Annotated in this window: 18 protein-coding genes and 1 pseudogene; 8 read left to right on the forward strand and 11 right to left on the reverse strand. The window is 69.9% G+C overall.

From position 1 onward, the window contains the following. Positions 1-23: 23 nt before the first annotated feature. On the reverse strand, positions 24-359 hold the full coding sequence (locus ACH4SP_RS35720) for an ATP/GTP-binding protein (protein ID WP_398421397.1): 336 nt from the start codon (positions 357-359) through the stop codon (positions 24-26). A gap of 218 nt (positions 360-577) precedes the next feature. Here ACH4SP_RS35720 and ACH4SP_RS35725 point away from each other — a divergent pair, with 218 nt between their 5' ends. Beyond that, positions 578-1,606, forward strand: a complete 1,029-nt coding sequence (locus tag ACH4SP_RS35725; RefSeq protein ID WP_398421399.1) for an LLM class flavin-dependent oxidoreductase — start codon at positions 578-580, stop codon at positions 1,604-1,606. 103 nt (positions 1,607-1,709) lie between these two features. On the opposite strand, the gene ACH4SP_RS35730 is transcribed toward ACH4SP_RS35725, so the two are convergent. After that, positions 1,710-2,102, reverse strand: coding sequence for an SCO5389 family protein (locus ACH4SP_RS35730; RefSeq protein WP_398421401.1), 393 nt, complete (start codon positions 2,100-2,102; stop codon positions 1,710-1,712). Between the two features lie 246 nt (positions 2,103-2,348). Here ACH4SP_RS35730 and nucS point away from each other — a divergent pair, with 246 nt between their 5' ends. Next, positions 2,349-3,020, forward strand: a complete 672-nt coding sequence (gene nucS / locus ACH4SP_RS35735) for an endonuclease NucS (RefSeq protein WP_398421403.1) — start codon at positions 2,349-2,351, stop codon at positions 3,018-3,020. Positions 3,021-3,398: 378 nt separating this feature from the next. On the opposite strand, the pseudogene ACH4SP_RS35740 reads toward nucS, so the two are convergent. From ACH4SP_RS35740 to ACH4SP_RS35755, 4 genes and pseudogenes are all read right to left on the reverse strand, one after another. Next, positions 3,399-3,578 (reverse strand): annotated as a pseudogene (locus ACH4SP_RS35740) (hypothetical protein); the annotation flags it as partial. Between the two features lie 2,540 nt (positions 3,579-6,118). Continuing rightward, the gene (locus ACH4SP_RS35745; RefSeq protein ID WP_189826702.1) at positions 6,119-6,442 is read right to left on the reverse strand and encodes an STAS domain-containing protein; all 324 of its coding nucleotides are present in this window, start codon (positions 6,440-6,442) and stop codon (positions 6,119-6,121) included. A gap of 191 nt (positions 6,443-6,633) precedes the next feature. Next, the gene (locus ACH4SP_RS35750) at positions 6,634-7,482 is read right to left on the reverse strand and encodes a 3-hydroxyacyl-CoA dehydrogenase family protein (RefSeq protein WP_398421406.1); all 849 of its coding nucleotides are present in this window, start codon (positions 7,480-7,482) and stop codon (positions 6,634-6,636) included. 145 nt (positions 7,483-7,627) lie between these two features. Next, positions 7,628-8,269 carry a TetR/AcrR family transcriptional regulator gene (locus ACH4SP_RS35755; protein WP_398421408.1) on the reverse strand — a complete coding sequence of 214 codons (642 nt, stop codon included), beginning with the start codon at positions 8,267-8,269 and terminating at the stop codon, positions 7,628-7,630. Positions 8,270-8,370: 101 nt separating this feature from the next. Here ACH4SP_RS35755 and ACH4SP_RS35760 point away from each other — a divergent pair, with 101 nt between their 5' ends. The 3 genes from ACH4SP_RS35760 to ACH4SP_RS35770 are packed head-to-tail and all read left to right on the forward strand — an operon-like array spanning position 8,371 to position 10,540. Next, on the forward strand, positions 8,371-9,177 hold the full coding sequence (locus tag ACH4SP_RS35760) for an ABC transporter ATP-binding protein (protein WP_398421410.1): 807 nt from the start codon (positions 8,371-8,373) through the stop codon (positions 9,175-9,177). 8 nt (positions 9,178-9,185) lie between these two features. Continuing rightward, complete coding sequence (locus tag ACH4SP_RS35765) at positions 9,186-9,941, forward strand: ABC transporter permease (RefSeq protein WP_398421412.1); 756 nt, start codon at positions 9,186-9,188, stop codon at positions 9,939-9,941. Positions 9,942-9,967: 26 nt separating this feature from the next. Then, the gene (locus tag ACH4SP_RS35770) at positions 9,968-10,540 is read left to right on the forward strand and encodes a cob(I)yrinic acid a,c-diamide adenosyltransferase (RefSeq protein WP_398421414.1); all 573 of its coding nucleotides are present in this window, start codon (positions 9,968-9,970) and stop codon (positions 10,538-10,540) included. A 240-nt stretch (positions 10,541-10,780) separates the two neighbouring features. On the opposite strand, the gene ACH4SP_RS35775 is transcribed toward ACH4SP_RS35770, so the two are convergent. Next, complete coding sequence (locus ACH4SP_RS35775; RefSeq protein ID WP_398421416.1) at positions 10,781-11,347, reverse strand: hypothetical protein; 567 nt, start codon at positions 11,345-11,347, stop codon at positions 10,781-10,783. A 183-nt stretch (positions 11,348-11,530) separates the two neighbouring features. On the opposite strand from ACH4SP_RS35775, the gene ACH4SP_RS35780 reads away from it, so the two are divergent. From ACH4SP_RS35780 to ACH4SP_RS35790, 3 genes are all read left to right on the forward strand, one after another. Beyond that, positions 11,531-12,757, forward strand: coding sequence for a sensor histidine kinase (locus tag ACH4SP_RS35780; protein WP_398421418.1), 1,227 nt, complete (start codon positions 11,531-11,533; stop codon positions 12,755-12,757). After that, entirely contained in the window at positions 12,754-13,422 is a 669-nt protein-coding gene (locus ACH4SP_RS35785; RefSeq protein ID WP_398421420.1) for a response regulator, read from the forward strand. The genes ACH4SP_RS35780 and ACH4SP_RS35785 overlap by 4 nt, the downstream gene beginning before the upstream one ends. A gap of 192 nt (positions 13,423-13,614) precedes the next feature. Further along, positions 13,615-15,459 (forward strand): glycosyl hydrolase family 18 protein, encoded by a 1,845-nt coding sequence (locus tag ACH4SP_RS35790; RefSeq protein WP_398421422.1) that lies wholly within the window; start codon positions 13,615-13,617, stop codon positions 15,457-15,459. 152 nt (positions 15,460-15,611) lie between these two features. Here the strand turns inward: ACH4SP_RS35790 and ACH4SP_RS35795 are convergent, their stop codons facing one another. The 4 genes from ACH4SP_RS35795 to ACH4SP_RS35810 form a co-directional block, all read right to left on the reverse strand. Then, a complete protein-coding gene (locus ACH4SP_RS35795) occupies positions 15,612-16,058 on the reverse strand; it encodes a DUF2550 domain-containing protein (protein ID WP_398421423.1) in 447 nt (148 codons plus the stop codon). A gap of 138 nt (positions 16,059-16,196) precedes the next feature. After that, entirely contained in the window at positions 16,197-16,571 is a 375-nt protein-coding gene (locus tag ACH4SP_RS35800) for a F0F1 ATP synthase subunit epsilon (protein WP_345228397.1), read from the reverse strand. Between the two features lie 126 nt (positions 16,572-16,697). Next, on the reverse strand, positions 16,698-18,140 hold the full coding sequence (gene atpD, locus ACH4SP_RS35805; RefSeq protein WP_398421425.1) for a F0F1 ATP synthase subunit beta: 1,443 nt from the start codon (positions 18,138-18,140) through the stop codon (positions 16,698-16,700). Continuing rightward, a complete protein-coding gene (locus tag ACH4SP_RS35810) occupies positions 18,140-19,057 on the reverse strand; it encodes a F0F1 ATP synthase subunit gamma (protein WP_398421427.1) in 918 nt (305 codons plus the stop codon). Before ACH4SP_RS35810 ends, atpD begins: the two co-directional genes overlap by 1 nt. Positions 19,058-19,063: the final 6 nt, after the last annotated feature.

Below are 19,063 nucleotides of genomic sequence, written 5' to 3' on the forward strand. Positions count from 1 at the left end.
CTGCCCCGAACCGGCCGACTGCCCTAGTGACGGGGCGCGTTGCGGGACCGCTGCACCTGTGTGGTGCGGCGGTCCTTCGCGTTCCAGCAGGCCTTGTGCCAGTGCCGGCGGTCGTCGACGCCGCCGTAGTCGGGCCAGGCCACCACGTGCGGGACGCCGGAGGGGATCTCCTGGTCGCAGCCGGGGCAGCGGTAGCGCTTGCCCTGGGCACTCGCCCCGCTGACCTGCCGCACGAGCCACTCCTCGCCCTGCCACGACTCGGTGCGCTGCAGGCCGAACCGGTCCGGTGAACCACCGCCGCCTCCGCTGCTCGCGGTCGGGTTCTCGCCGCCTCGGGGGCGGTTGCGGCGCGGGGACACGTAGCACCTCATGGGGCTGGGCGGACGGTTTTCCCCCAGCCTAGGCCCATCCGGCGGGGGTAGGCGTACCACTGGTGGGAGTACTCCGGTAGTCCCGGCGCACCACCGGCCGGAAAATCACAAGAACTTTGCGCGGGCCCGTGCCTTTGGCACTTGTCAGACGTTAATGCCAGTGGGGGATCGCCGAACCGCAAGCCTGAAGAAGGAGGCAGAGGGCGATGCACATTGGAGCTTTTGTACTGGCGGCCCAGTTCCCGGGCCAGGGGCAGGGGGAGGCCCTGCACCGGGCGGTGCGCACGGCGGAGGTCGCCGAGGACGCGGGCCTGGACTCGGTCTGGCTGGCCGAGCACCACTTCGTTCCGTACGGCGTGTGTCCTTCGGCGGTGACGCTGGCCGCGCTGCTGCTCGGCCGCACCCGCCGGATCCGGGTGGGCACGGCGGTGACCGTGCTGCCGACCGCCCACCCGGTCAACGTCGCGGAGCAGGCAGCCCTGTTGCACCTCACGTCGGGCGGGCGCTTCTCGCTCGGGCTGGGGCGCGGCGGCCCGTGGGTCGACCTGGAGGTGTTCGGCGGCGGCCTGAAGGCGTACGAGGAGGGCTTCCCGGAGGCCCTCGACCTGCTGCTGCGCTGGCTGCGCGAGCCGCGCGTGGAGGCGCGGGGCGAGCGCTACCGGTTCCGCGAAGTCGCGGTCGTACCAAGGCCGGACGAGCAGCTGGAGGGCGCGCCCGGGCCGGAGGTCGTCGTGGCGTGCACCTCGCCGAAGAGCGTGCGGCTGGCCGCCGAGCGTGGGCTGCCGATGCTGCTCGGGATGCACTGCGGGGACGAGGAGAAGGCGGACATGACCGCCCTGTGGCGTACGTACGCGCGCGCCGCCGGACGTCCGGCCGAGGAGATCGCGACGGTCGGTCATGTCTCGGCCGGCGTCGCCCAGGTCGCGGACACCGTCGAGGACGCCTGCGAGGCCCTCACCAAGGCGATGCCGGGCTGGCTCAAGCAGGGCCTCGACGCGCACGTCACGGTCGACGGCCGGCACCGCGCGATGCGCGACCCGGTGGCGTACACGGAGAAGCTGTGCGGACTGCACCCGGTGGGTACGCCCCAGTTGGCGGCGGACCGGCTGGCGGCGACCTCGGAGAGGACCGGAATCACTCGCTTCGCGCTGCTGACCGAGGGGTCGGGCGACCTCGCCGGTACGGAGGAGAACGTACGGCGGCTGGGCACCGAGGTGCGGACACTGCTGTCATGAACGGGATGTCCCGCGGGGCCTGCTGGGGACACCGGGCCTGCTGGGGAGCTGCCGCCCCAGCATCAGTACACCTCCCGCGACACGGGAGCGGCAGCCTCAGACGTCAGCAGTCCCGCAGTTCCGGCGACTGGTTGAGCAGCTGGCCGCGGACCGACGTGAAGCGGGCGAGCCGCTCGTCGACCGAGGAGTCCAGCGGGAACACCGCCACGCGGTGGCAGTTCTGGAATGCGAGTCGTACTCCGAAGTGACGCTCCAGTGAACCGCGGATGGCGTCACTCGCCAGGGCCCGCAGCAGCTGACCACGAGCTTGCTCGTTGGGCGGCGGCGTCTGGTTGTCGGCGAACTGTCCACCGTCCACCTTCAGCTGGGCCACCAGCGAGCTGATCATCTCCCATGCGAAGGGCAGGGAGGTCCGGACGCAGTCGACGAAGTCGGCTTCGTCGACCTCGCCTCGCTCGGCCTGTTCCAACAGAGCCGGTGAGACGTCGAGCGACATGGGTTCTCCTCTCGCGACCCCGCACCGAGACGGGGTCTTCCGGGCAGGGCAGGAGAGCCGCAACGCAGCGTGCACGCACGGCAACCTCCTGCATCCACGGTAAGCGCGCCGTCGATACCGCGACAGGGGATTGCACACACAACCAGCCATTGCCAGAGGGTTTCGTGAAGCTTGCCAAGGGTGGCGTACAGGTGTCTTACAGGGCGAATCGCGTCCACCCCGTATCGTCGAGTAGCGTTGCTCCCCATGCGTCTCGTCATCGCCCGCTGCTCCGTGGACTACGCGGGCCGGCTCACCGCCCACCTCCCCTCCGCCCCCCGTCTGATCCTGGTGAAGGCGGACGGCAGCGTCTCCATTCACGCGGACGACAGGGCGTACAAGCCGCTCAACTGGATGTCCCCGCCCTGCACCCTCAAGGAGGGCACCGGTGACGACGCCGGTGTCTGGACCGTGATCAACAAAGCGGGCGAGAAACTGATCATCACGATGGAGGAAGTCCTCCACGACTCGTCGTACGAGCTGGGCATCGACCCCGGTCTCATCAAGGACGGCGTGGAAGCACACCTTCAGGAACTGCTCGCCGACCGCATCGAGACCCTCGGCGAGGGCTACACGCTGATCCGCCGCGAGTACATGACGGCGATCGGCCCGGTCGACATCCTCTGCCGCAACGCGGACGGTGCGACGGTGGCCGTCGAGCTGAAGCGGCGCGGCGACATCGACGGCGTCGAGCAGCTCACCCGCTACCTCGAACTCCTCAACCGCGACCCGCACTTGGCGCCGGTGACCGGCGTCTTCGCCGCCCAGGAGATCAAGCCGCAGGCCCGCGTGCTGGCCACCGACCGCGGCATCCGCTGCGTGGTCCTGGACTACGACGCGATGCGCGGCATCGAGGACGACAAGCTGCGGCTCTTCTAGCCGAACCGCCCGCGCCACGGCTGTGGCCCGGAACACGACTGTGGCGGCCCACCTGATTCCAGGTGGGCCGCCACAGCTTTGCGTGCGGACGGCAGTTGCGTACGGGTGCGTACGAGTACGTACGGGCCCTACGCGAGCTTCGTCGACGCGGGCGAGCCCCCGCCGCCGCTCCCGCTCGGCACCGGCGCGCTGACCGTGTTCCCCGGCGAGGTCGGCGGCTTGTCCGAGGTCGCCGGGGGCTTGTCGGGAGACGTCGGCGGGTCCGGCTTGGGCGTCGTCGGGTCCGGGTTCGTCGAGGTCGGCGGATCCGTGGGCTTCGTCGGCGGGTCCGTCGGCTTCGTCGGCGGATCGGTCGGCTTCGTCGGCGGATCCGTGGGCTTGGTCGGCGGATCGGTCGGCTTGGTCGGCGGGTCCGTCGGCTTCGTCGGCGGGTCGGTCGGCTTCGTGGACGGATCGGTCGGCTTCGTCGGCTTGCCCGCCGTACCGCTCGGGGTCGGCGTCGGGGTGTCCTTGCCGCGACTGGTGGAGTCGGCGGCGGGGAGGCCGGGTTCGCCGGATCCTTCGTCGCTCGAACCGCCGGAGCCGTTGCCCTCGGAACCGTCGGCCTTGTCGGCGTCGATGCCGCCCTTGCCCGCGTCCTCGTTGGCGGACTGTCCGGGGACGACCTGATCGGCGGGGCCCTCCGGGTTGCCGGTCGCCCCGAGCGTCACCACGGTGCCCAGGACCGCGACGAGCAGTGCGCCCGCACCGGCCGCGACCAGGTTGCGCCGGGCACCGCTGAGCATCGAGCGGCGCGACGGCGGACCGCCACCGGCCGCCGACGGGCTGCGGCCGATCACCAACGGCCCTTCGGAGTCCGGGAGTTCACCCAGTACGGGCGGGGCGGGCACACCGGCGGGCGGCGATGCCGACTCCTCGTACCGCGCGGCGGGCATCTCCTCGCCCGCCGAAGGACGGTCCGACTCGAAGGGGTTGTACGGGGTGTCGAAAGGCGAGCGCGAGAAGGCCCCGCCGCCCGAGGGCACGGCCGCCACGACGGGCGGCCCCACCGGCCCCGGACCGCTGCGGTCCGCGACGAGCGCGAGGGCGCGCCGGGCGGCGACGGTGCCGCGCCGGTCGGCGAGCGCACCGCGCAGCCCGATCGAGGTCTCCAACTCCGCACGCGCGCGGTCCAGTTGACCGGCGCAGAGCGCGAGGATCCCCAACTCGTGGTGGAAGTAGGCCTCCTCGGCCACCTCTCCGGCGATCCGGGACGCCTCGGCGCCCGTCCGCAGCGACCGCTCCCAGGCGCCCCACTGCATGCCCGCCGCGAAGGCGGGCGCTGCCGTACGGGCCAGCAGCACGGCGGCGCTCGGGTGCCCCGCCTCCGTGCCCGGGACCAGCGCCGCGAGGGCCGCCAGCACGGCGTCCGACTCGGCGGAGATCCGCTCCGGCGTCACCGAGGGGTGCCCGGCCCACCAGGCGTAGTGCTGGGCGGCGTTCAGCGCGTGCTCGGCCGCGGCCTCGCCGTAGCCCGCGTTCTCCAGCTGTACGGCGACCCCGGCGGCCAGCCGGTGGCGCATGCCGGACGGCGAGAGCAGCCCGCACGCGACGAGCTCGCCCAGCGCGGCGTCCGCATGGGTGTCACCTATCAGGGCCGGCAGGTGTGCCTGGTGCGGCACCTCGCCGCCGAGCGCCAGCGCGAACCGCAGCGTGGCCCGCGCGGACTCGCTGAGTCTGGCGGCCAGCGGCGCGACCGGAGCGATCCCCTCGGCGAGGGTGGGCAGCGGTACGTCGTGCCCGTCGGCGGCGTCGAAGGGCGCGTCGAGCGGGGCCTCGGTGAAGTACCCGTACTCGTCGAAGGCGCCCGGGTCGGCGCGCAGGACGTCGCGCTGCCGCAGCAGCGCCCCGGCCTGTACGAAGCGCAGCGCCAGGCCCTCCGACTCGAACCAGAGGTCACCCGCCCAGTTCGCCTCCTCGTCGGTGAGCGGCCGGTTCACGGCCCGCTCCAGGAGCTCCAGCGAGGAGCCCCGCCCGAGCCCGCCGAGCAGCACCTCCTCGATGTGCGACTCCGGGGACGCGCCCGCGACGTCGGGCGTCGTGGCGAGCAGGAACGCGCACTCGGGCGTCGCGGCGAGCAGCTCTTCGAGCACCGCCCCGCCGAACTCCAGGTCGTCGAGGACGACGACGGCGCCGATGTCGTGCACGTGGCGCAGCAGTTCGTCCCGGTCGGGCCGGTGCAGCGGCGCCCGGAAGACGGCCGCGAACAGGTCCTGGAGCAGCTCCGACGTCGTACGCCGGTAGCCCGACAGCCGTACGACGCCGTCGGGCGCGAGGTCCGCACAGTCCGCGGCGACGGCTTCGAGCAGCGCGGTGCGGCCCGATCCGGCGGATCCCACCAGCCGTACGGAACGGCCGCGCGACAGCATTCCCACCAGCCGCTCGCGCTCTTCCTGACGCTCCAGGAGCGGCAGTTCGGGCGCGGCGGGACCGGGCGGCACCGGCGGCCTGGCGGCGCGCGCCAGCTCCACGCGGTCGGCCGCAGGGTGCCGGACGGGCGCCTCGGGGCGCTCGCCGGGCGGGCAGGGTTCGATCTCGCTTCCGTCGACCGGGTTGACGGTCAGCAGGAAGTCGCCGGAAGTGAACTGCACGGTGCGGGCGAGCGACGGTGTCGCGCTGTGCTCACCGGAACCCTGTCCCAGGTCGCGGGTGACCGGGTCGCGCTCCCGCGCTCCGCCCGGCCGGTCCCGCTCGTCGTGGTTGCGGATGTTGTCCTGGCCGTACTCTTCAGGTCCCCGGTTCATCGGGTCCATGGTCAAAGCCCCCCAGATGCGTTGCGTGCTGACTGCCCCTCCCGGCCTTTCACACGCTCGCTGTCGCTTCTGGTCCGGTGCCCGCCGACGTGGGTGCATCCATTGCGTGGGCTCGTCAAGCGGCAGGCGACCGAACCCTAGACCTTCGCACATTATCTATGAGCGTCAGGGGTCCTGGGGGCTCCGGGACGTCACAGTCGTGTGAGGATTGCGGCCCTCTGCGGCCCTTGCGGGACACGGCGGACGGACGGACAGCCCTGGACGGGCGGTCGGGCCCGGACGGACGGTCGGCCCCGGGACGGACGGTCAGACCCGCGGCAGCGAGTCCGCCGCGAGTCCGCCCTCGATCGCCAGGATCCGGTGCAGCCGGGTCGCCACCAGCAGCCGCTGCATCTGCGGCGGCACGCCGCGGAGCACCAGCCGGCGCCCGCACCGCCCGGCCCGCCGGTGCGCGCCCATGATGACGCCGAGTCCGGTGGCGTCCCAAGAGTCCAGCTCGGTCAGGTCGAGCACCAGGTCACCGGCACCGTCGTCGACGGCCGAGTGCAGGACCGTACGGGCGTCCGCCGCGCTGCGGACGTCGAGGCGGCCCCCGACGACCAGCTCGACGTGATCGCCCCTGATGTGCATGTGCGCTCCCCGAGAGTGCTTGTCGTGACGTCAGACGTCTTCTGTCTCTTATTTCTTTCCATCAACTGACTGCCGCAGGGGCAGAGAAGTTGCCGTCTGTAAGCGAATCGATACCGAATTCACCCGTAGGGGTGAGTGCGGTGTCCGGCATACCTCGGTCTCGTAGAACGGCTCAGCGCCCCTAGAACGGCTCAGTGCTTGTAGAAGCCCTGTCCGCTCTTGCGGCCGATGTCCCCGGCGTCGACCATGCGCCGCATCAGCTCCGGCGGTGCGAACTTCTCGTCCTGGGACTCCGTGTAGATGTTGCTGGTGGCGTGCAGCAGGATGTCGACACCGGTCAGGTCGGCGGTGGCGAGCGGTCCCATGGCGTGGCCGAAGCCCAGCTTGCAGGCGATGTCGATGTCCTCGGCGCTGGCCACGCCCGACTCGTACAGCTTGGCCGCCTCGACGACGAGCGCCGAGATGAGGCGGGTCGTCACGAACCCGGCGACGTCGCGGTTGACGACGATGCAGGTCTTGCCGACCGACTCGGCGAACTCCCGCGTGGTGGCGAGGGTTTCGTCACTCGTCTTGTACCCGCGTACGAGCTCGCACAACTGCATCATCGGAACCGGCGAGAAGAAGTGCGCGCCGACGACCCGCTCCGGACGCTCCGTCACGGCCGCGATCTTCGTGATCGGGATGGCGGAGGTGTTCGACGCGAGGACGGCGTCCTCCCGTACGAGCTTGTCGAGCGTGCGGAAGATCTCGTGCTTGATCTCCAGCTTCTCGAAGACGGCCTCGACGACGATGTCCACGTCGGCGACGGCGTCCAGGTCGGTCGTGGTGGTGATCCGGGCGAGCGCCGCCGCGGCGTCGTCGGCCGACAGCTTGCCCTTGCTGACGAACTTGTCGTAGCTGGCCTTGATGCCGTCGGTGCCGCGCGTCAGCGCCGCGTCCGTGACGTCGCGAAGGACCACGTCCCAGCCCGCCTGCGCAGAGACCTGGGCGATGCCCGATCCCATGAGACCGGCCCCGATGACGGCAAGCTTCCTGGCCACTGCGCACTCCCTTTGACTACTGCGTGCTGTCGCGTATGCGTTGTCCTGTGGCGGAGGCTATCGCCGGAAGAGGCCGCTCGGGCGGCGAAGAGATGCGCGTCACGTCTCAGATGACGGACATCACACTGATACGGGGTGGCGGGCGTCACCCGGCGTCGCGGACCGCGTAGTTGAGCACCTTCTCGCTCAACAGTCCCTCGGCCTCGTCGAGGAGGAGCAGAGCGTCCCTGGACACCTCGGCCGGCGCGCGTCCCTCGACCATCTCGCGGCCGATCCACGCCATGAGGGTGGAGTGCACCCAGACGATCTGTCCGGCGACCAGCTCCGGCAGGTCGTCCCCGGCGTCGGCGCCGGTCTCCTCGCGGAGGGTCTCCTCCAGGTTCTCCAGCGATTCCTGCTGGATGTACCAGAGGCGGGAGCGCAGGGTGTGCGCGCCGTGCACGACCTTCATGAAGCGGTCGTAACCCTCCATCAGACCGACCCGCGGCGAGACGGACTCGACGTCGGCGCGCAGTTCGCGCAGGACGGCGCGGGCCGCCGACTCCCCCTTGTCGCGGCCCCGGACGTGCCGGGCGAGGAGGTCGACGATGCCCGCGCTGCGGTCGAAGAAGAGGTCCTCCTTCGCCGGGAAGTAGTTGTAGACGGTGTTGACCGAGACGTCGCTGGCGGCGGCGATCTCGGCGATCGTCACCGCGTCGAAGCCCTTCTCCAGGAAGAGACCGGTGGCCACGTCGGAGATGTACTGCCTGGTCTGCCGCTTCTTGCGCTCTCTCAGTCCCTCAGCCATGCCCGTCATCGTACGCAGCGTTCTTGGTCCCGCTGAAGACTTGGCCTCGCTTAAATTTTGGGGTGATTGCAAAAATAGAGAGACTCTGTTTTTCTGGGGTCATGACAGCGAACGCAGTCCCTCGGGCGATCGTCAGCACGTCCGGCCTCGCCCGTACCTTCGAGACCAAGGCAGGCCCCGTCGAAGCGGTCCGCTCCATCGACCTGACCGTCCGCCGGGGCGAGATCCTCGGCCTCCTCGGCCCCAACGGCGCGGGCAAGACCACCACCCTCCGCATGCTCACCACGCTCATCGCCCCGACCGGCGGCACCGCCACCGTCGCGGGCTGCGACCTGCGGGACGACCCCGCGGGCGTACGGCGCAGGATCGGTTACGTGGCCCAGTCGGGCGGCGTCGACCCGCACATCCCGGTGCGCGAGGAACTGATCACACAGGGCCGCCTCTACCGCCTCACCAAGTCCCAGGCAGCGGCGCGCGCCGAGGAGTTGGCGCACGAGCTGGACCTCACCGACTTCATGGAGCGCAACTGCTCCGCCCTCTCCGGCGGCCAGCGGCGGCGGCTCGACATCGCGATGGGTCTCGCCCACCGCCCCGAGGTCCTCTTCCTCGACGAGCCCACGACAGGTCTCGACCCGGGCAGCCGCGACGACCTGTGGAAGCTGATCCGCAGGCTGCGGGACACGTTCGGCACGACGGTCCTGCTCACCACCCACTACCTCGACGAGGCCGACGGACTCTCCGACCGCCTGGTGATCATCGACAAGGGCACGGTCGTCGCGGACGACACCCCGGGCGCGCTCAAGCTGCGCCACGGCGGCTCGGCCGACGCCACTCTCCAGGACACCTTCCTGGCCATCACCGGACGCGCCGCCCCGGCGCCGAAGGACACCACCCCCGTAGCGGTCTAGGGATCCTCATGTCTGCTCTGCTCTCCGACACCTCGATCGTCTTCGGCCGGTACATCCGGCAGACCCTGCGCTCGAAGTTCCAGATCTTCTTCGGCGTCCTGATGCCGCTGCTCTACCTGCTCTTCTTCGGCCCGCTGCTGACCGGCCTGCCGCTCGCGTCCAAGGGCGACTCCTGGCAGGTCCTGGTGCCGGGACTGCTGCTCCAACTCGGCCTGTTCGGCGCCTCGTTCGCCGGATTCGCGCTCATCATCGACAAGGGGACGGGGGTGGTGGACCGGATGCGGGTCACGCCCGCCAGCCGTCTCGCACTGCTCCTGGGCCGGGTGCTGCGGGACGCCGTCCTCTTCGTCTTCCAGGCCGTCCTGCTGGTGGCCGCGGCCTTCCTGATGGGCCTGCGCGCGCCGGTCGTAGGCATCCTGATCGGCTTCGCCTTCGTCGGCGTGCTCACGATCGCGCTGGCGGCGCTCTCGTACACCCTGGCGATGAAGGTCTCCACGCCGCAGGGGTTCGGCCCGGTCGTCAACGCCGTCTCGATGCCGGCGATCCTGCTGTCCGGGCTGATGCTGCCGATGGCGCTGGCGCCGACCTGGCTGGACGTGCTGTCGCACTTCATGCCGTTCCGCTACCTGGTGGACGCGGTGCGGTCGGCCTACGTCGGGGAGTACCTGAACAGCACGATGCTGTACGGGGTACTGGTGGCGGTGGCGTTCACCCTGCTGTCGGTGGCGGCGGGGACGAGGGTCTTCCGCCGGGCCGGGGCGTAGGCACTTCTTTCTCGTACGCTCTGGGCATGGTCAATCTGACGCGCATCTACACCCGTACCGGCGACAAGGGCAGCACCGCGCTGGGCGACATGAGCCGCACCGCCAAGACGGATCTGCGGATCTCGGCGTACGCGGACGCCAACGAGGCGAACGCGGTGATCGGCACGGCGATCGCCCTCGGCAACCTGGACGCGGAGGTGGTCAAGGTCCTCACCCGCATCCAGAACGACCTCTTCGACGTGGGCGCGGACCTTTCCACGCCGGTCGTCGAGGACCCGAAGTACCCGCCGCTGCGGGTGGAGCAGTCGTACATCGACAAGCTGGAGGCGGACTGCGACGCCTATCTGGAGGAGCTGGAGAAGCTCCGCTCCTTCATCCTCCCGGCGGGGACGCCGGGGGCGGCGCTCCTGCACCAGGCGTGCACGGTGGTCCGCCGTGCGGAGCGCTCCACGTGGGCGGCGTTCGAGGTGCACGGCGAGTCGATGAACCCGCTGACGGCGACGTACCTGAACCGCCTCTCCGACCTGCTCTTCATCCTGGCCCGCACGGCGAACAAGGCCGTCGGCGACGTGCTGTGGGTGCCGGGGGGCGAGAGGTAGGCCTTGCGGGTGAGTGGGACGTCCCGGGGGGGGCGGGTGGGCATCGTGCGGGTGCGTCGTGGCTGATCGCGCAGTTCCCCGCGCCCCTAAATACCGCCGTCTCCTTGGGCAGCGGGGCCGCCCCCCGGGGGCAGTGGGGTCTCCCCTGCTCCTTAAGAGCTTGGGGAAGGGTGGGCAAGGGGGCGGCCCCCACCGCGGCACGCCCCTCCCCCGACCGCCCGCGCTCGCCACCGCCCCACCTCACCGCTTCGTAAGCTCCCGCTCCACCGGCTCCACCGGACCCGCCTTCGGGAACAGCGTGTAGCTCCCCGCAATCACCAGATTGATCCCCGCCACCACCGCCATCTTGAACTGCCAGTCCCGCAGGGTCGACACGTCCCCCGCGTCCCCCACGTACCAGACCGCCCCCTGCAGCAGCCCCGCCGCGATCGCGCACGCCAGGATCCACCGCGCCGCCGACTGCCACTCGTGCACCGCCCGCGCCTTCCCGTACTTCGGCGGCTTCACCGGCGGCGGCCCGCCCGCGAACCGGTGCGCGAACCGTGCGTCGACCCACCGGATCGTCCGGTGCCCCAGCGCCACCGTGAACCCGATGTAGACCGCCGCGATCCCGTGCCGCAGGTCCGGCACCGCCCCGTTCTTCAGGTCGATCGCGGTGACCACGAGAAGCACGACCTCCAGCAGCGGCTCGCACAGCAGCACCGCCGCCCCGAGCCGGGGCATCTTCGCCAGGTACCTCAGTGAGAGACCCACCAACAGCAGCACCCAGAAAGCGACTTCACAAGCGATGACCAGTGCGACGATCACGACGCGACTCCTCCCGTTTCCCCCGTAGGCACGCCCGGCCGTAAGCACACCCCGGGCACCTCTCCATCGTCACCCGTCCCCTGCTCCCGAACATCGTCGTCAAGGGCGAAGCCGCACTACACCGAAGGATGCAGTCCGGTTTCCGCCCGCGCGCGGAGGCCGCCGGGCCGCGGGCCGTGTTGGATGGAGTACGTGCCCCACTTCCGCCACCCGCTCTTCCAGCCGCACCGGGACGACGTGCTCCTCTCGGTGATCAGCCTGTCCGCCGGGCTGCTGCTGTGGTTCGTCGGCGTGCACAACCAGGGCAACGCCCTGGGCCTCCCCGGCTGGGTGACCCTCGTACCGCTCGGTGTCCTGGCCGCCCTGGAGCTGGTGCGCAGGACCGCCCCCCAGTTCGCCCTCGCCGTCGGTGTGCTCGGCGTGATCGCGGACCAGTTCACCCAGGGCAACCTCGCCACCATCGTCATGTTCGCGGACCTCGTGTACGCGGCCGTGGTCTACGGCACCCCCCAGGCGGCCCGCCGCATCCCTGTCACCACCGGGCTGGTCACCCTGGTGGCCACCATCGGCTTCCTCGCCTGGTACCGCGAGCCGGGCGCACTGGTGCTCGGCATGGTCACCGGACTGGTCTCCTTCGCCCCCGCCCTCACCGGTTCCATCCTCCGCAACCACCGCGAGGCCGCCGTCGCCGCCCGGCTGCGCGCCGAACAGACCGCGCTGCTCGCCGAGGTGGACCGCACCCAGGCCGTCCTCGCCGAACGGGCCAGGATGGCGAGGGAGTTGCACGACATGGTGGCCAACCACCTCTCGGCGATCGCGATCCACTCCACCGCCGCGCTCTCCATCGACACCCCCGAGACCTCCTCCCGCGCGCTCGCCGTCATCCGCGAGAACAGCGTGCAGGGCCTGGCCGAAATGCGCCGTCTGATCGGCCTGTTGCGGGCGGGCGACGGCGACGGACAGCCCGCCGCGGCCCCCACCCTCGACGGCCTCGACGCCCTGCTCGCCCAGTCCGCCACCTTCGGCGCCGACAGCGGTCTGACCTTCGCGCTCGACGACGGCCGCCCGCCGGGCCTCGGGCTGCCGACACCGGTCGAGCTGGCCGCGTACCGGATCGTCCAGGAGTCCCTGACCAACGCGCTCAAGCACGCCTCCCCCGGCCCCGTCGCCGTCTCCCTCTCGTACACGGACAGCACCCTGACCGTGTCGGTGACCAGCCCGTTCGGCGGCGAGCGCCCGGGGCCGCGGGCCCCCGGCTCCGGAGCCGGTCTCGTGGGCATGCAGGAGCGGGTCACCCTGCTGGACGGCGAGCTGGAGGCGGGCCCCGCCACCCTCGACGACGACACCAAGATCTGGCACGTACGGGCCCTGCTGCCCGCCGAGAACGAGAACGAGGAGCTTCCCACGTGAGTACGAGAACGAGCGCGACCATCCGGGTACTGGTCGCCGAGGACCAGTCGGCGGTACGGGCCGGTCTCGTCCTCATCCTCGGCAGCGCCCCCGACATCGAGGTCGTCGGCGAGGCCTCGGACGGCGAGGAGGCGGTCCGCCTCGCCCGCGAGCTGCGCCCCGACCTCGTGCTCATGGACATCCAGATGCCGAAGCTCGACGGGGTGTCGGCGACGAAGCAGGTCGTCGCCGAACGGCTCGCCGACGTCCTCGTACTGACCACCTTCGACCTCGACGAGTACGTCTTCGGGGCCCTGCGCGCGGGCGCGTCGGGCTTCCTCCTCAAGAACACCGAGGCCAAGGACCTGCTGGAGGCGGTGCGGACCGTGGCGCGCGGCGAGGGGCTGATCTCACCCGCCGTGACCCGTCGGCTGATCGCCGAGTTCGCCGCACCCTCGGCCGTGCGCCGCGAGGACGCGCCCGACCTGTCCGTACTGGACCCGCTGACCCGCCGTGAGCGCGAGGTGCTGGCCCGGCTCGGCGAGGGGCTCTCCAACGCGGAGATCGCGGTCAGGCTCGACATGGCGGAGGCCACCGTCAAGACACATGTGAGCCGTCTCCTGGGCAAGCTCGGGCTGCGCAGCAGGGTCCAAGCAGCCGTGCTGGCACAGGAATTGGGGATCTGAACCGATACGCCCGAACGGATCCGATGGCCAATTCCCTTCTCTGGTCCAGACCTCTTGACGATTGGTCCAGACCTTGGCACGCTCACCGCACTGCAGTGGTGAGCACGCCGGCATTGCCTCCCCCTCACGGGCGTGCTCACCAGGCGGCGCAGGTCCCACCCCCGTCATGTCGGACCTTCTCGGGAGCATCCCTTGAGTACATCAACCCCCCAAAGACCGCGCTACAGAACACGCATCGCCGCAACACTCACCGCACTCGCCCTTCCCCTCGCCGCGATGGTCGGCCTGGCCTCACCCGCCCAGGCAGCCCCCGCCGCGACGGCGACGTACACGAAGAAGTCGGACTGGGGCACGGGCTTCGAAGGCTCGTGGACCGTCAAGAACACCGGCACCACCGCCATGAGCTCCTGGACCGTGGAGTGGGACTTCCCCACCGGCACCAAGGCGGGCTCCGCCTGGGACGCCACGCTCACCACCGCCGGCAACCACGTCACGGCCAAGAACCTCTCCTGGAACGGCAACCTTGCCCCCGGCGCCTCCGTCACCTTCGGGTTCAACGGCACCGGCTCCGGCAACCCGTCCGGCTGCAAGCTCAACGGAGGCTCCTGCGACGGAGGTTCACAGCCCGGCGACGCCGCCCCCAGCGCCCCCGGCACCCCGGTCGCGAGCGGCATCACCGACACCTCGGCCAAGCTGACCTGGACCGCGGCCACCGACGACAAGGGCATCAAGAACTACGACGTCCTGCGCGACGGAGCCAAGGTCGCCACCGTCACCGGCCTCACGTACACCGACAACGCCCTGACCAAGGGCACCAGTTACTCGTACGCGATCCAGGCCCGCGACACCGCCGACCAGACAGGTCCGGCCAGCGCGTCCGTCGCGGTCAAGACCACCGGCGGCGGCACCGACCCGGGCCCCGGCGACCAGGTCAAGCTGGGCTACTTCACCAACTGGGGCGTCTACGGCCGCAATTACCACGTCAAGAACCTCGTGACGTCCGGCTCGGCCGCCAAGGTCACCCACATCAACTACGCCTTCGGCAACGTCCAGGGCGGCAAGTGCACCATCGGTGACGCCTTCGCCGACTACGACAAGGCGTACACCGCCGACCAGTCCGTCGACGGCGTCGCCGACACCTGGGACCAGCCGCTGCGCGGCAACTTCAACCAGCTCCGCAAGCTGAAGGCCAAGTACCCGAACATCAAGGTCATCTGGTCCTTCGGCGGCTGGACCTGGTCCGGCGGCTTCGGCCAGGCGGCCCAGAACCCGGCAGCGTTCGCCGACTCCTGTTACAAGCTGGTCGAGGACCCCCGTTGGGCCGACGTCTTCGACGGCATCGACATCGACTGGGAGTACCCGAACGCCTGCGGCCTGACCTGCGACACCAGCGGTCCCGCCGCGCTGGGCAACCTGTCCTCCGCGCTCCGCACCAAGTTCGGTGCGAACAACCTGGTCACCGCCGCCATCACCGCCGACGCCTCGGACGGCGGCAAGATCGACCTGGCGGACTACGCGACCGCCGCCAAGTCCTTCGACTGGTACAACGTGATGACGTACGACTTCTTCGGCGCCTGGGCGGCGAAGGGCCCGACGGCCCCGCACTCCCCGCTCACCTCCTACCCGGGCATCCCGCAGGCGGGCTTCAACTCCGCCGACGCCATCGCCAAGCTGAAGGCCAAGGGCGTACCCGCCAAGAAGCTGCTGCTCGGCATCGGCTTCTACGGCCGCGGCTGGACCGGCGTCACCCAGAAGGAGCCGGGCGGCACCGCCACGGGCCCGGCAGCCGGAACGTACGAGCAGGGCATCGAGGACTACAAGGTCCTCAAGAACAGCTGCCCCTCGAACGGCACCGTCGCCGGCACCGCCTACGCCCACTGCGGCACCAACTGGTGGAGCTACGACACCCCGGCGACGATCAACTCCAAGATGGCCTGGTCGAAGTCGCAGGGTCTGGGAGGCGCCTTCTTCTGGGAGTTCAGCGGTGACACCGCCAACGGCGAGCTGGTCTCGGCGATCGACTCCGGTCTGAAGTAACCCCCCCCTCGCACGCCCCCCATGGGAAAAGCCGGGGGAGACGGGTCCGCCCCCGTCTCCCCCGGCTTTCACACGTCCGCGGCGGTACTACGCCACATTGACCCTCCCCCAGACTTCGTCCGGGGGTACCCCCTACCAACGAGAAAGACTATTTAAGCCACATTGACTCGTTGCCCGGGAGGCGCCGCCTCCAGCCACGCCAGGAATCCGGTCAGCGCGTCCTCGCTCATCGCCAGCTCAAGGCGCGTACCGCGGTGGACACAGCCGAGGATGTGCGCATCGGACAGCAGCGCCAGCTCTTCCTCGCCCTCGGGCGGGCGGCGCGTGACGACCTCGATGGCCGAGCGCTCCAGGACGCGGCGCGGCTTCGGCGAGTACGAGAAGACCCGGAACCAGGCAATCCGGTCGCCGCTGTAGCGGGCCACGCCGTACACCCACCCCTTGCCGGACGTGTCCAGCTCCTCGGTGGTGTCCCAGCGCAGCGAACAGTCGAAGGTGCCGCCGGAGCGCTGGATCAGTCTCCTGCGCAGTCCGAAGACGAAGAGTCCCACCAGCACCAGCAGGACGACAGAGCCGCACACAAGCAGAGCGAGGATCATCTCCTACGACCTCCTCGCCTCATCCATTACCGCCGGAAAAACCAGAACCGTCATCCGCATCGCCTCAGCCGCGACCCGTCCTGGAAGTATCCAGTACGAGCCGCGGCTGAGGTTAATTCACGCGTCGTGAGGCGGGACTCAGTGCCCCGCCACCGCACGCAGACGGACGTCGGCGCGACGCTCGGCCGCGGAGTCGTCCGCCGCCTTCGCGGCTTCCAGCGCCCGCTCCGCACGCGCGGTGTCGATCTCGTCGGCCAGCTCGGCGATCTCCGCGAGCAGCGACAGCTTGTTGTCGGCGAACGAGATGAAACCGCCGTGCACGGCGGCGACGACGGTGCCGCCCTCGCTCGTACGGATGGTCACCGGGCCCGATTCCAGCACACCCAGAAGCGGCTGGTGACCGGGCATGACGCCGATGTCGCCGGACGTGGTGCGCGCGACGACCAGGGTGGCCTCGCCGGACCAGACGTTACGGTCCGCAGCGACCAGCTCGACGTGCAGCTCAGCAGCCAAGGGTGGCTCCTCGGGTCACCACCCGGCAGTACTGCCGGGTGTTGGGTCAAAGTCTAGGGGGTGTACGGGAGAGGGGCGGGGCCGGCCCGCCCCTCTCACACGTACGGAACTGCTGGGGAACCCGCGTCAGCTGACGCCGAGCTCCTTGGCGTTGGCCTTGAGGTCCTCAATGCCACCGCACATGAAGAACGCCTGCTCGGGGAAGTGGTCGTAGTCCCCGTCGCAGATCGCGTTGAACGCGGTGATCGACTCGTCGAGCGGAACGTCCGAACCGTCCACGCCGGTGAACTGCTTGGCGACGTGGGTGTTCTGCGACAGGAAGCGCTCGACGCGACGGGCACGGTGGACAACGAGCTTGTCCTCCTCGCCCAGCTCGTCGATACCGAGGATCGCGATGATGTCCTGGAGGTCCTTGTACTTCTGCAGGATCCCCTTGACACGCATGGCGGCCGCGTAGTGGTCCGCCGCGATGTAGCGGGGGTCCAGGATGCGCGACGTGGAGTCGAGCGGGTCCACCGCGGGGTAGATGCCCTTCTCCGAGATCGGGCGCGACAGCACGGTCGTCGCGTCCAGGTGGGCGAAGGTGGTGGCCGGCGCCGGGTCGGTCAGGTCGTCCGCGGGGACGTAGATCGCCTGCATCGAGGTGATCGAGTGACCACGCGTCGACGTGATGCGCTCCTGGAGGAGACCCATCTCGTCGGCCAGGTTCGGCTGGTAACCCACCGCGGACGGCATGCGGCCGAGGAGCGTGGAGACCTCGGAACCCGCCTGCGTGTAGCGGAAGATGTTGTCGATGAAGAAGAGCACGTCCTGCTTCTGCACATCGCGGAAGTACTCCGCCATGGTCAGACCCGAGAGCGCGACGCGAAGACGCGTGCCCGGCGGCTCGTCCATCTGACCGAACACAAGCGCCGTCTTGTCGATGACGCCGGACTCGGCCATTTCCTCGATGAGGTCGTTGCCCTCACGGGTGCGCTCACCGACACCGGCGAACACCGACACACCGTCGTGGTTGTTGGCCACGCGGTAGATCATTTCCTGGATCAGCACGGTCTTGCCGACACCGGCACCACCGAACAGACCGATCTTTCCACCCTTGACGTACGGGGTGAGAAGGTCGATGACCTTGACGCCGGTCTCGAACATCTCGGTCTTCGACTCAAGCTGGTCGAACGACGGGGCCTTGCGGTGGATGGGCCACCGCTCGGTCACCTCGGCGTTGGCCTCCGGCTTGTTCAGGATCTCGCCGAGGGTGTTGAACACCTTGCCCTTGGTGATCTCGCCGACGGGGACGGTGATGCCCTCGCCGGTGTCGGTCACCGGGGCCTGGCGGACCAGACCGTCGGTCGGCTGCATCGAGATCGCACGGACCAGGCCGTCACCCAGGTGCAGGGCGACTTCCAGGGTCAGCGTCTTGAGCTTGCCGTTCTCGGCCGGGTCTGCGACCTCGACCTTGAGGGCGTTGTAGATCTCCGGCATGGCGTCGACGGGGAACTCCACGTCGACGACAGGGCCGATGACACGGGCAACACGGCCCGTGGCGGCGGCCGTCTCCACAGTGGTCGTCATTACTTGTCACTCCCCGCGTTCGCGTCGGCGAGGGCGCTGGAGCCACCGACGATCTCGCTGATTTCCTGGGTGATTTCGGCCTGGCGGGCCGCGTTGGCAAGCCGGGAGAGGCTCTTGATGAGCTCCCCGGCGTTGTCGGTCGCCGACTTCATCGCACGACGACGGGCAGCGTGCTCGGAAGCAGCGGACTGAAGCAGTGCGTTGTAGATACGGCTTTCGACGTATCGCGGCAGCAGGGCGTCGAGGACGTCCTCCGCCGACGGCTCGAAGTCGAAGAGCGGAAGGATCTCGTCCTTCGTGCCCTCTTCCTTCTGCACCTTGTCGAGGCTGAGCGGCAGCATCCGGTTCTCCACCGGGTTCTGCGTCATCATCGACACGAACTCGGTGAAGACGATGTGCAGTTCGTCGACACCGCCCTCGGCCGTCTCCGTCGTGACGGCCTCGATGATCGGTCCCGCGACACGCTTGGCGTCCGCGTAGGTGGGGCTGTCGGTGAAGCCCGTCCACGAGTCCGCGACCTTGCGCTCGCGGAACGCGTAGTAGGCGACACCCTTGCGGCCGACGATGTACGTGTCGACCTCCTTGCCCTCGCCGCGAAGCCGCTCGGTGAGCTTCTCCGCCGCCTTGAGGGCGTTGGAGGAGTAGCCGCCGGCCAGACCGCGGTCGCTCGTGATGAGCAGGATCGCGGCCCGGGTCGGGGCCTCGGCCTCGGTCGTCAGCGGGTGCTTGGTGTTGGATCCGGTCGCCACCGCCGTCACCGCGCGGTTCAGTTCACTGGCGTACGGCATGGAGGCCGCCACCTGGCGCTGAGCCTTGACGATGCGAGAGGCGGCGATCATCTCCATCGCCTTGGTGATCTTCTTGGTCGCGGTGACGGATCGGATGCGACGCTTGTAGACCCGGAGCTGGGCTCCCATGAGTCA

The sequence above is a fragment of the Streptomyces sp. NPDC021093 genome, from assembly GCF_044333135.1.
Taxonomy (GTDB): domain Bacteria; phylum Actinomycetota; class Actinomycetes; order Streptomycetales; family Streptomycetaceae; genus Streptomyces.